Annotated in this window: 11 protein-coding genes and 2 tRNA genes; 3 read left to right on the forward strand and 10 right to left on the reverse strand. The window is 74.5% G+C overall.

Annotated features, from left to right (window positions below; genetic code table 11):
* Positions 1–140 precede the first annotated feature (140 nt).
* The 8 genes from CR165_RS19620 to phnG are packed head-to-tail and all read right to left on the reverse strand — an operon-like array spanning position 141 to position 6,563.
* Positions 141–851, reverse strand: coding sequence for a DUF1045 domain-containing protein (locus CR165_RS19620; RefSeq protein ID WP_245906598.1), 711 nt, complete (start codon positions 849–851; stop codon positions 141–143).
* The gene (locus CR165_RS19625; protein ID WP_109518642.1) at positions 848–1,993 is read right to left on the reverse strand and encodes an alpha-D-ribose 1-methylphosphonate 5-triphosphate diphosphatase; all 1,146 of its coding nucleotides are present in this window, start codon (positions 1,991–1,993) and stop codon (positions 848–850) included. Before CR165_RS19625 ends, CR165_RS19620 begins: the two co-directional genes overlap by 4 nt.
* Positions 1,990–2,697: a phosphonate C-P lyase system protein PhnL gene (gene phnL, locus CR165_RS19630; protein WP_109518643.1), complete on the reverse strand. Its 708-nt coding sequence runs from the start codon at positions 2,695–2,697 to the stop codon at positions 1,990–1,992. The genes CR165_RS19625 and phnL overlap by 4 nt, the downstream gene beginning before the upstream one ends.
* A complete protein-coding gene (gene phnK, locus CR165_RS19635) occupies positions 2,694–3,467 on the reverse strand; it encodes a phosphonate C-P lyase system protein PhnK (RefSeq protein ID WP_109518644.1) in 774 nt (257 codons plus the stop codon). The genes phnL and phnK overlap by 4 nt, the downstream gene beginning before the upstream one ends.
* Positions 3,464–4,372 (reverse strand): alpha-D-ribose 1-methylphosphonate 5-phosphate C-P-lyase PhnJ, encoded by a 909-nt coding sequence (locus tag CR165_RS19640; protein WP_109518645.1) that lies wholly within the window; start codon positions 4,370–4,372, stop codon positions 3,464–3,466. Before CR165_RS19640 ends, phnK begins: the two co-directional genes overlap by 4 nt.
* The gene (locus CR165_RS19645) at positions 4,369–5,487 is read right to left on the reverse strand and encodes a carbon-phosphorus lyase complex subunit PhnI (protein ID WP_109518646.1); all 1,119 of its coding nucleotides are present in this window, start codon (positions 5,485–5,487) and stop codon (positions 4,369–4,371) included. Before CR165_RS19645 ends, CR165_RS19640 begins: the two co-directional genes overlap by 4 nt.
* Before the next feature lie 3 nt (positions 5,488–5,490).
* Positions 5,491–6,087, reverse strand: coding sequence for a phosphonate C-P lyase system protein PhnH (gene phnH, locus CR165_RS19650; protein WP_109518647.1), 597 nt, complete (start codon positions 6,085–6,087; stop codon positions 5,491–5,493).
* Positions 6,084–6,563 carry a phosphonate C-P lyase system protein PhnG gene (phnG, locus tag CR165_RS19655; RefSeq protein WP_281262113.1) on the reverse strand — a complete coding sequence of 160 codons (480 nt, stop codon included), beginning with the start codon at positions 6,561–6,563 and terminating at the stop codon, positions 6,084–6,086. Before phnG ends, phnH begins: the two co-directional genes overlap by 4 nt.
* A 106-nt stretch (positions 6,564–6,669) precedes the next feature.
* Here phnG and phnF point away from each other — a divergent pair, with 106 nt between their 5' ends.
* A complete protein-coding gene (gene phnF / locus CR165_RS19660; protein WP_109518649.1) occupies positions 6,670–7,443 on the forward strand; it encodes a phosphonate metabolism transcriptional regulator PhnF in 774 nt (257 codons plus the stop codon).
* Positions 7,440–8,648: an alpha-D-ribose 1-methylphosphonate 5-triphosphate diphosphatase gene (locus CR165_RS19665; RefSeq protein ID WP_109518650.1), complete on the forward strand. Its 1,209-nt coding sequence runs from the start codon at positions 7,440–7,442 to the stop codon at positions 8,646–8,648. Before phnF ends, CR165_RS19665 begins: the two co-directional genes overlap by 4 nt.
* Positions 8,649–8,756: 108 nt before the next feature.
* Here the strand turns inward: CR165_RS19665 and CR165_RS19670 are convergent.
* Positions 8,757–8,832: transfer RNA gene (locus CR165_RS19670), tRNA-Asn, on the reverse strand.
* A 105-nt stretch (positions 8,833–8,937) separates the two neighbouring features.
* Positions 8,938–9,011, reverse strand: a tRNA-Cys gene (locus tag CR165_RS19675).
* Positions 9,012–9,147: 136 nt separating this feature from the next.
* Here CR165_RS19675 and CR165_RS19680 point away from each other — a divergent pair.
* Positions 9,148–9,807, forward strand: coding sequence for a protein-L-isoaspartate O-methyltransferase family protein (locus CR165_RS19680; RefSeq protein WP_109518651.1), 660 nt, complete (start codon positions 9,148–9,150; stop codon positions 9,805–9,807).
* Positions 9,808–10,076 lie beyond the last annotated feature (269 nt).

Here is a 10,076-nt window from a genome sequence, read left to right on the forward strand (position 1 = left end):
CCAGAGGGCGCCACGCTAGACCCCGCCGGCCACCGCTGCGAAGGCCTCTCGGCCCGGCTTTCTGGCCCCGCGCGGCGTGGCCTTGCCCAAAGCCTGGGCAAGGCGCGGCGGCGCCGCCCAGGCGGTGGACAGCCGGCGGCTCAGCCCAGCAGCGGCAATCGCTCTGCGATCAGGAAGGGCGAATCCGGCCCGGCCTGGGTGAACAGGCAGAGCTGCCGCACGTAGCGGGGCCGGCCGGCCACGGCGCCGAGCGCCGCCTCGGCCGCCGGCCGCACCACCGCCATCTCCGCCGCGCTCAGGCGGCGGGAGAGGGTGAGATGGAAGCGCCAGGATTCGAACACATGCGGGTAGCCCCACTCCGCCAGGTAGCCGCGCTCGTGCTCCGGCAGCCGCTCCGGGCGGCGGCGGGCGATCTCGGCGGCGGTGGCGGGGGCACGGTGCGGCTCCAGCGCGCGCACGCAGTCATCGGCGAAGGCGTGCAGCTCCGGGCAGCGCGTCACCTCGCGCAGCGCCAGGAAGCCGTCGAGGTCGGCCACCCGCAGCGGCGGCAGGGCGAAGGGGCGGGTGCGCGCGGCGAGGTCCATCGCCGCCGCCCGCGCCTCGGCATAGGTGGTGCCCAGGCGGAAGGGCGGCTTCAGCGTGGCGTGGAAGCCGTAGCGCCGCGCATCGGCGGTGATCTCGCCGATCTCCACCCCCGGCAGCGGCGCCTGGGGCAGGGTGGCGCCCGTCTCGGCATCCCGCCCCAGCCAGGCGGAGGCCGCCGCGTGCAGCGGGTCCTCCAGCTCCGGCGCCCAGTAGAGGGCGAGGCGCGTGCTGGCGGGGTCGTTGCCGATGGCGGGATCGGGGTTCACGCGATGCGCTCCCCGGCGCGCCACACGGTGCGCACCACGGGCATCGGGCCGTCCGGGCCCTCCAGCGGGCGGATGCGGACGAGGTCGGCGCGCAGCCCCTCGGCGATGCGGCCACGGTCGGCCATGCGCAGCATCCGCGCCGGCGCCTCGGTGATGGTGGCGATGGCGGCGGCGAGGCCGATCTCGCCCGCCGCGCGCCAGGCGGCCTCGATCATGGCCGGCGGCACGTAGTCGCTGGCCAGCACGTCCACCAGCCCGGCGCGGACGAGGTCGGCGGCGGCGACGTTGCCCGAGTGGCTGCCGCCGCGCACGATGTTGGGCGCGCCGGCGATGATCTCCATCCCCGCCGCCCGCGCCGCCTCGGCCGCCATCATCGAGACGGGGAACTCGGAGATCAGTACGCCGTCGGCGGCGTTCTCGGCGATCTCGTCGGCGTGCCAGTCGTCATGGCTGGCCAGGGCGATGTCCCGCCCGCCGAAGCGGTCCAGCAGCGCCCGGCGCTGCGGGCCGCGCAGCCGGTTGCGCTGCGCCACCAGCTCCTCGATCCGCCGGTCCACCTCGGCGATGGACTTGCCGCCGCGCACCCGCATCTGCCGGTAGCGCTCGATATCGGCGTACTGGCCGACGCCGGGGGTGTGGTCCATCAGGCTGACCATGCGCACCGCGCCGTGCTCGGCCACCGTCTCGACCAGCGGCAGCATGTCGGCCGCCGGCAGCTCGCAGCGGAGATGCAGGTAGTGCTCGCTCTTGAGCAGGCCGGTCGGCGCCAGCGCGTCGAGGTCGCGCACGCCGTTGAGGAAGGTCTCGGTGCGCTCGGCGTCGAAGCCGAGGTCGCCGAGGCAGAGCGCGTCCAGCACGGTGGTGACGCCGGCCGCCGCCGTCTGCGAATCATGCGACAGGAAGGCGGAGCGGGAAGGCCAGCGCGCCAGGGAGCGCGGCTGCACCTGCCGCTCCAGATTGTCGGTGTGGACGTCGATGACGCCGGGGATCAGGTGGTCCCCGTCGAGGTCCAGCGCGCCGGGGGCGCGGCTCAGGCCCGGCTGGATCTCGGCGATCCGCCCGTCGCGCAGCACCAGCGTGCCGGGCTCCACCCGGTCCGGCAGCACGAGCAGGGCGTTGGTCAGGATGGTCTCGGGGGTCATGCGGCGTCCTGGATGGGCAACACTTCGAAGAGACGGTCGGCGACCTGGTCGCGCACCTCCACATCGTGGAAGATGCCGATCAGCGCCGCCCCGGCCTGTTTGGCCTCGCCGATCAGGCCGATCACCACCGCCCGGTTGGCGGCGTCGAGGCTCGCGGTCGGCTCGTCGAGCAGGAGGAGGGGGTAGCCGGGGGCGAAGCCGCGGGCAAGGTTCACCCGCTGCTGCTCGCCGCCCGAGAAGGTGGCGGGGGGCAGGTGGTGCAGCCGCTCCGGCAGGTTCAGCCGCAGCAGCAGCTCCCGCGCCCGGGCGCGCGCCGCATCGGGCGCCGCGCCGCGGGCGATCAGCGGCTCGGCCACGATGTCGAGCGCGCCGACGCGCGGGATGACGCGCAGGAACTGCGAGACATAGCCCAGCGTGTGGCGCCGGATCTCCCGCGTGGCACGGGCGTCGGCGGCGGTCAGTTCCACCGGCGCGCCCTGGTGGCGCAGCCAGATGCGGCCCTGCTCGGCGCCGTAATTGCCGTAGAGGCAGCGCATCAGGGTGGACTTGCCGGCGCCCGAGGGGCCGGAGAGCGCCACGCACTCCCCGGGCTTCACCGCGAGGTCCACATCCGCCAGCACCGGGATGCGCAGGCCCCCCTGGAGATGCAGCCGGAAGCTCTTGCCCAGGCCCTCCGTCCAGAGGGCGCTTTCGGAAATGCTCATGCGGCCAGCACCGAGGCGACGAGGAGTTGCGTGTAGGGGTGCTGCGGGTCGTCCAGCACCCGGTCGGTCAGGCCGTGCTCCACCACCTGGCCGCGCCGCATGACGAGGATGCGGTGGGCCAGCAGGCGGGCGGCGGCGATGTCGTGCGTCACCAGCAGCACGGCGATGCCGAGATCGGCCACCAGCGCCCGGATCAGGTCCAGCAGCCGCGCCTGGACGGAGACATCCAGACCGCCCGTGGGCTCGTCCATGAAGACGAGGCGGGGGCGGGTGACGAGCGTGCGGGCGATCTGCAGCCGCTGCTGCATGCCGCCCGAGAAGGTGCGGGGCAGGTGGTCGATCCGCGCCGGGTCGATCTCGACGCGCTTCAGCCATTCGGTGGCCTCCTCGCGGATGCCGCCATAGTGGCGGGCGCCGATGGCCATCAGCCGCTCGCCGACATTGCCGCCAGCGGAGACGCCCATGCGCAGCCCGTCCCGCGCGTTCTGGTGGACAAAACCCCAGTCGGTGCGCATCAGCCGGCGCAGCGCGGCCTCGCCCATGCCGTGCACCGGGTGGGCGGTGCCCGCCGGGTCGCGGTAGAGGACGGTGCCCGCATCGGGGCGCATCTGCCCGGCCAGCACCCGCAGCAGCGAGGACTTGCCCGAGCCGCTCTCGCCGACGATGGCCACCACCTCGCCGGGGTGGATGTCGATGGCCACGTCGTCCAGCGCCCGCACGGCGCCGAAGGCGAGGTTCAGGCCCTTCGCTTCCAGCAGGGGGGCGCTCATGCCACGCCCTCCGTCTCGGGCGCCGGGGTCGTGGAGGCCGGGGCGGCGGTGGCGGCCGCCTCCTGGCGCTCCTCGCAATAGTCGGTGTCGGAGCAGACGAACATGCGGCCGCCCCGGTCGTCGGTCAGCACCTCGTCGAGATAGGAGGTGGTGGAGCCGCACAGGGCACAGCACCCGTCGGCGCGGTGCGGCCGGAAGGGGTGGTCCTCGAAATCCAGGCTGCGAACCTCGGTGTAGGGGGGCACGGCGTAGATCTTCTTCTCCCGCCCGGCGCCGAAGAGCTGGAGGGCGGGCATGCGGTGCATCTTCGGGTTGTCGAAGGCCGGGATCGGCGAGGGGGACATCAGGTAGCGCCCGCCCACCATCACCGGGTAGCTGTAGGCGGTGCTGACATGGCCGTGGCGCGCGATGTCCTCGTAGAGCTTCACATGCATCAGCCCGTAATCGGCCAGCGCGTGCATCCGGCGCGTCTCGGCGAGGCGCGGCTCCAGGCGGAACAGCGGCTCCGGCATCGGCACCTGGTAGACGAGGGTCTGCGCCTCGGTCAGCGGCGTCTCGGGGATGCGGTGGCGGGTCTGGATGATGGTGGCCTCGGCGGTGCGGGTGGTACCGCGCACCCCCGCCACGCGGCTGAAGAAGCGGCGGATGGAGACGGCGTTGGTGGTGTCGTCCGCCCCCTGGTCGATCACCTTCAGCACGTCGCGGGGTCCCAGGATTGCGGCCGTCACCTGGATGCCGCCGGTGCCCCAGCCATAGGGCAGCGGCATCTCCCGCGCGCCGAAGGGCACCTGGTGGCCGGGGATGGCCACGGCCTTGAGCAGCGCGCGGCGGATCATCCGCTTCGTGTTCTCGTCCAGATAGGCGAAGTTGTAGCCGCCAAACGGGGAACCGGGTTCGTGGCTCATTCCGCCACCTCCTCCTCGCGCGCCGGCTCTGCGATGGCCCGCAGCGCGGCCTCGGCGGTGGCGCGCATCCGGCGCACCACCTCCAGCTCGCTCTGGAAGTCCACGTAGTGCGGCAGCTTCAGGTGCTCGACGAAGCCGGTGGCCTCGACATTGTCGGAATGCAGCAGGACGAATTCCTCGTCCTGCGCGGGGGCGGTGCGCTCCTCGCCCAGATCGCCGGCCATCAGGGCGCGGTCCACCAGCGCCATGGCCATCGCCTTGCGCTCGCCCCGGCCCAGCGCCAGCCCGTAGCCGCGGGTGAACTGCGGCGGCTCGGCCTTCGAGCCGTGGAACTGGTTGACCATCTGGCACTCGGTGACGTCGATCTCGCCGATCTCGATCTCGAAGCCCAGCTCCGGTGGCATCAGGCACACCGTCACGCTCCCCTGGCGGATCTCGCCGACGAAGGGGTGGCTGTTGCCGTAGCCGCGCTGGGTGGAGTAGCCGAGGCCGAGCAGGAAGCCTTCGTCGCCGCGCGCCAGGTTCTGCAGCCGGGCGGCGCGGCTGGCGGGAAAGGCCAGCGGCGCGCGGGTCAGGTCGGCCGGCTCGCCCCGGGCCTCCGCCTCGCGCGCCATCAGCCCCTCGCGCGCCAGCAGCTCCGTCACATGCGGGGCGTGCTCCTGCGGCGCCTCGGCCTGCGGCGCGGGGGGCGGCGGCGGCGCGCCCTCGGCGGCGAGGGCGAAGTCGAGCAGGCGGTGGGTGTAGTCGTAGGTCGGCCCCAGCACCTGCCCGCCGGGCAGGTCCTTGTAGGTGGCCGAGACGCGGCGGCGGATGCGCATGGCCCCCGTCTCCAGCGGCAGCGCGTGGCCGAAGCGCGGCAGGGTGGTGCGGTAGGCGCGCAGCAGGAAGGCCGCCTCGATCAGGTCGCCCTGGGCCTGCTTGATGGCGAGTGCCGCGAGGCCGCGGTCGTGGCAGGCGCCCTCGGCCATCACCCGGTCCACGGCGAGGCCCATCTGCGCCTCGATCTGCGCGACGGAGAGGGCGGGCAGGGACGGGTCGCCCCGCCGCGTCTCCTCCAGCCAGGCATGGGCGTTGCCGATCGCCCGCTCGCCCCCCTTGACGGCGACATAGGCCATGGCTCAGCCCTCCATGACGGTGGTGGTGCGCGGCAGCGCGGTGACGATCGTTGTGCGCGGCAGGGCCGCGACGCGCGTGCCGGCGCAGAGGATGATGTCCAGCCCGCGCGGGTAGAGCGGCGCCAGCGCGGCGCGGGCGGCGAGGAAGCCCTGGGGCAGCCCCTCTACATGCAGGCCGTGCTCATGCTCGATGCCGGGGCCGCTGAGGCGCAGCGCGCCGCCCTCGGCCAGGGACGCCACCTGCAGCACCAGCGTGGCGCCCTCCTGCGGCGCCTCGTCCGAGCCCAGGTCGATCTCCTCCAGCGCCGGCGGCGCGCCGGTGGCGAGCAGGAAGGCGGCGGTGGCGGGGGCCGCCACCAGCGGGCAGCCGGCATGGAAGCGCAGCCATTCGGCGGCGGCCGCGCCGGCATCGGAGAAGACCGGCGTCTCGGTATCGGCCAGCGTCAGCAGCACGGCGGCGGTGGCGGGGTGCAGCGGCGCGGGCGGTGTGAGGCCGGCGGAAATCTCCTGCACGCGACCGGGACGGCTCGTCGCCTCCAGCACGGCGCGGAAGACGGATTGCCCGTCCAGCACGGGGTCGGTGAAGCCGGGCTGCATCATCGCATTGTCGCCATGGTGAAGAACTGCACGCGGGTGGCGGCGGCCTTGCGGGACTCGGCCGCGGCGGCCCCGGCCTGGGCCTCGGCCAGCGGCTCGATCACCGCCGCCATCAGCGCCGGGCGCTGCGCCGGGTCCTGCAAGGCGGCGTCCAGCAGCGCGGCCAGCTCGGCCTGGGCCTTGTCCCGCCCGGCCACATAGGCGTGGCCCACCGTCCCGTCGGCCAGCCGCACGGCGCAGCGGGTGACCGTCATCTCGGAGAGGTTGAACGGGCCGCCATCGCCGCCCGCCCGCCCGCGCAGCATGACGAGGCCGGTCTCCGGCCCCCGCAGGCGGGTGTGCGGCGGCAGGGGCGGCGCGCCGGCGAGGCGGGCTTCCAGCGCGGCCAGGCCGGTGCGCGCCAGCACCGCCATCCAGCGTTGCCGCGCGGCCGTCTCGGGCGCCGCATTGGGCGGTGGGGTCGGGGCGGGTTCGGGCAAGGGTGGACCTCGGCGGCCGTTGAAGATGTCTAGACGACTAGATATCCGCCGCAGTATCGTCAACGCGAAACTGGCATGCCGGAGCCCCGATGGAGTTGAAGTTTCGATGACGCCCCCGACCCCGACGGAGTCCCACGAGCCGCCCCTGGCGCGTGGCGAGGGCGTGGCGCTGTGGCGGCAGATCGCCGCCGCGCTGGAGGAGATGATCGCCCGCGGCACGCTGGCGCCGGGTGAGCGCCTGCCCACCGAGGCCAGCCTCGCCACCCAGCACGGCGTAAACCGCCACACGGCGCGGCGGGCGCTGGATTCCCTGGCGCAGCGGGGGCTGATCCGCGTCGAGCAGGGGCGCGGCTCCTTCGTGGCGGAGGATGTGGTGGATTACCGCCTCGGCCCGCGCACCCGCTTCTCCGAGCTGATCCGCGCGCAGCGGCGGGAGCCGGAGGGGCGCATCCTCTGGGCGCGGGAGGTGCCGGCCGAGGCCGCGGTGGCCGAGGCGCTGGGCCTCGCCCCCGGCGCGCCGGTGCTGGCGGTGGAGCGGCTGGGCCTGGCCGATGGCCGGCCCGTGGTGCTCGGCCTTCACCACTTCCCGCTGCCGCGCTTCGCCGCCATGGCGGCCTCGCTGGCGCGGGGGCATGGCTCCATCACCCGGGCGCTGGCCGATTGCGGCGTGGCCGACTACCGCCGCGCCTGGACGCGGCTGACCGCCCGGATGCCCACCGCCGAGGAGGCGGAGCAACTGCAGCAGGCCCGCGCCCGCCCGGTGATGATCTCCGAGGCGCTGACGACCGACCCCGAGGGCCGGCCGATCGACCACACCCTGTCGCGCTACGCCGCCGGGCGCGTGCAGATCGTCATCGAGGACGGCGCGGGAGCAGCATGATGCAGGCCAGTGGAACAGCCCGTGGAACAGATGAGTGGCTGATCGAGGATGGCACCGTGCTGGCAGGCGAGGGCGGGGCGCTGCGCCCCGGCGCGCTGGCGCTGGGCGGCGGCGTGGTGCGCGAGGCCGCGCGCCCCGGGGCGCGGCGGCTCGATGCGGGCGGGCTGCTGGTGCTGCCCGGCATCGTCGACATCCATGGCGACGCGCATGAGCGGCAGTTCCAGCCGCGCCCGGGCGTGGCCCTGCCGCCGGCGCTGGCGCTGCGGGATTCGGCGGCGCAGCTCCTGGCGGCCGGCATCACCACGGCCTTCCTGGGCGTGACGCTCTCCTGGGAGCCGGGGCTGCGCTCCCTCCAGGCCTGGCGGACGCTGCTGGCCGGGCTCGCCGCGCTGCGCGCCACGCCGGGCGGCTGGCGCGGCGCCGACCTGCGCGTGCACCTGCGCTTCGAGGCGGACAATCTCGAGGCGCTGGATGAGGCGGTGGCCGACATCGCCGCCGGGCGCGTGCACCTGCTGGCCTTCAACGACCACACGCCCGGCATCCTGCGCAAGCTGGGCCAGGAGGCGGCGGCGGCGAAGTATGCCGAGCGCGCCGGCGTCTCCGTGGCGGCGTTCCGCGCCCTGGCCGAGGCCGCCGCCGCGCGGCGCGCCGGGGTGCCGGCGGCGCGGCTGCGGCTGGCCGCCGCGGCGCGCGCCGCCGGCCTGCCCATCGCCAGCCATGACGACGCGACGGTGGAGGAGCGGGCGATGTTCCGCGCGCTCGGCGCCGGCATCTGCGAGTTCCCGATGGCCGAGGCGGTGGCCGAGGCGGCGCGGGCGGCGGGCGAGGCGGTGGTGATGGGCGCGCCCAACGTGGTGCGCGGCGGCAGCCATCTGGGCTGGGCCAGCGCCGCGCCGCTGGCCGAGCGCGGCCTGGTGACGGTGCTGGCCTCGGACTATGTCTGGCCCTCGCTGCTGGAGGCGGCCTTCGTGCTGGAATCGCGTGGGGTGCTGGACCTGCCCGCCGCCTGGGCGCTGGTCAGCGCCAACCCCGCCGCCGCGGCGGGCCTTGCGGACCGCGGGCGGCTCTCGCCCGGGCTGCGGGGCGACGTGGTGCTGGTGGACCCGGACCGGCGGGCGCCCGTGGCGGTGTTCTGCGGCGGCGGCCTGGCCTGGGTGGCGCCGGAGGCGGCCAGCCGCCTGATGCCCATGCCTGCCATGGCGTGACAGAAACGAGCGGGGAGGGCGCCGGTCCTCCCCGTGCAGCGAAGCCGGACACCAAGAAAACCGGGCACAAAGAAAAAGGGCGCCGTTTCCGGCGCCCTCTTCCTTGATTGGCTCCCCGAGTTGGACTCGAACCAACGACCTAGCGATTAACAGTCGCGTGCTCTACCAGCTGAGCTATCGGGGATCAGCGTGTGGCCGGCGCTATAGCGGGGCGTTCCGGGCTCTGCAAGACCCCTTTGAAACCGTTCCGCTTTCGCGCCGTCCACCGGATGATCGGTGGGGTAGTCCGTGGAGGCCCGAGCCGGAATTGAACCGACGTACGCGGATTTGCAGTCCGCTGCATCACCACTCTGCCATCGGGCCTTCGGTGGGGGTGTATCGTGGGTCTGAGGCTCCCGGTCAAGAGTGCCTTGCGCTTGGCGCGCGGCGCGCGGCGCGCCTATAACGCCGGCACGGCGCGGGAAGTGGTCCGTGCCCCGGCAGTCGAGGACAGCAGGCGATGGATTTCGCGGGTGCGCGCAAATGGATGGTGGACGGGCAGCTTCGCCCCAACAAGGTGACCGACCCGCGCATCCTCTCGGCCATGTCGGACCTGCCGCGGCACCGCTTCGTGCCGCCGGCGCAGGCGCCCCGCGCGCATGCCGATGAGGACGTGCCGCTCGGCGGCGGCCGCGTGATGATCCAGCCCATGATGCAGGCCCGGCTGATGCAGCTGGCGCAGATCCGCGCCGAGGAGCAGGTGCTGCTGCTCGGCGCCGGCAGCGGCTATGGCGCGGCGCTGGCCGCCCGCCTCGGCGCCCGCGTGACGGCGGTGGAGAGCGCGCCGGCGCTGCTGGCCCTGGCGCGGGACGCGCTGGCCGGGCTGTCGGTGGCGCCGGGCAGCATCCGCCTGATCGAGGGCAATGCCGCGCGCGGCCATGCCGAGGGCGCGCCCTACGACCTCATCCTCATCGAGGGGCAGGTGCCGGAGATCCCGCCGCTGCTGGTCGAGCAGCTGGCCGAGGGCGGCCGGGTGGTGGCCGTGCAGCGCCGGCCGGGGGAGGCGGGGGCTGCCGTGCTGGGCCGCCGCCTGGGCGGCTCCTTCAGCCTGACCGAGGCGTTCGACTGCGGCACCGCGCCGCTGCCGGACTTCCAGCCGCAGCCCGGCTTCGTCTTCTGAAGCCGCAGCGCCGGGGGGCCGCGTGCGGCCCGCCGGCGTTTTGTATGGCGTGCCGCTGGCCGCCGGCGGCCCGCTCCGCTAGCCTGCGCCACCTCCGGGCCAGACCCGGCCTTTCGCGCAGGAGCATGCCCATGCCCATGAATCCGTTTCGCCCAGGGGTGATGCCGTTTGCGGTGGTGATGGCGGCTGTGGTGGCCTCTCCGCTGCTGGGGGTGGGTGTTGCGCGCGCGCAGACGCTGCAGGAGGCGCTGAGCCAGGCCTACGCCAAC

It is taken from the genome of Teichococcus aestuarii (assembly GCF_003116135.1).
Classification (GTDB): domain Bacteria; phylum Pseudomonadota; class Alphaproteobacteria; order Acetobacterales; family Acetobacteraceae; genus Pseudoroseomonas; species Pseudoroseomonas aestuarii.

Coding starts and splice junctions, on each gene's coding strand:
- CR165_RS19680 (WP_109518651.1), top strand. CDS start 9,148: ATGGATTTCGCGGGTGCGCGCAAATGGATGGTGGACGGGCAGCTTCGC.
- phnF (WP_109518649.1), top strand. CDS start 6,670: ATGACGCCCCCGACCCCGACGGAGTCCCACGAGCCGCCCCTGGCGCGT.
- phnH (WP_109518647.1), bottom strand. CDS start 6,087: ATGATGCAGCCCGGCTTCACCGACCCCGTGCTGGACGGGCAATCCGTC.
- CR165_RS19625 (WP_109518642.1), bottom strand. CDS start 1,993: ATGACCCCCGAGACCATCCTGACCAACGCCCTGCTCGTGCTGCCGGAC.
- CR165_RS19665 (WP_109518650.1), top strand. CDS start 7,440: ATGATGCAGGCCAGTGGAACAGCCCGTGGAACAGATGAGTGGCTGATC.
- CR165_RS19645 (WP_109518646.1), bottom strand. CDS start 5,487: ATGGCCTATGTCGCCGTCAAGGGGGGCGAGCGGGCGATCGGCAACGCC.
- phnL (WP_109518643.1), bottom strand. CDS start 2,697: ATGAGCATTTCCGAAAGCGCCCTCTGGACGGAGGGCCTGGGCAAGAGC.
- CR165_RS19640 (WP_109518645.1), bottom strand. CDS start 4,372: ATGAGCCACGAACCCGGTTCCCCGTTTGGCGGCTACAACTTCGCCTAT.
- phnK (WP_109518644.1), bottom strand. CDS start 3,467: ATGAGCGCCCCCCTGCTGGAAGCGAAGGGCCTGAACCTCGCCTTCGGC.